The sequence below is a fragment of the Marmoricola endophyticus genome (genome assembly GCF_014644415.1).
In the GTDB taxonomy this organism is placed as follows: domain Bacteria; phylum Actinomycetota; class Actinomycetes; order Propionibacteriales; family Nocardioidaceae; genus Marmoricola; species Marmoricola endophyticus.
In genome coordinates this window covers 1-509 of record NZ_BMKQ01000019.1, presented here as the reverse complement: position 1 = coordinate 509, position 509 = coordinate 1, and the positions used below count along the sequence as shown (strand labels likewise).

The 509-nt window shown below is 35.2% G+C and carries 1 protein-coding gene; it reads right to left on the bottom strand.

What is annotated here, in order from left to right; genetic code table 11:
• Positions 1-408, bottom strand: a 408-nt coding sequence (locus tag IEX42_RS18445; RefSeq protein WP_229661039.1) for a thiamine pyrophosphate-dependent enzyme, incomplete at its 3' end; no start/stop codon positions are given.
• Between the last annotated feature and the right edge of the window lie 101 nt (positions 409-509).

Here is a 509-nt window from a genome sequence, read left to right as displayed (position 1 = left end):
AATAAGCTGGATGATATTTAAATTTTTACGTACGGCCGTTTCTAAATCTTGTGATGAAAATAAAAAGCCACCATCGCCAGCAACGGACACAACTTGCGTATTAGGGCGCACAAGTGCAGCTGAAATTGCCCACGGTAATGCTACACCAAGCGTTTGCATACCATTGCTAAATAATAAATGTCTTGGATTGTAACTTCTGAAATTACGTGCCATCCAAATATAGTGACTTCCAACATCAACTGTTACAGTAGTATCATCAGTTAATACCTTTTGCATAGATTCAATAATTTCCACTGGATGTAGAATTCCTTCTTCATGCGTCGCTTTAATACCAGTTTCTTCATCAATATGTGTTCTTAATTGTTCTAATTCGTCTAAATGTTGTTGATTTATAACTGGCTCATCCACTTATTCAGAAATCATTTCAATCGTTTTAGCAATATCACCAATCAACTCTTTTTTCGGTTGCATATAATTAGTAATTTCAGCTTGAACTTCGTCAATATTGA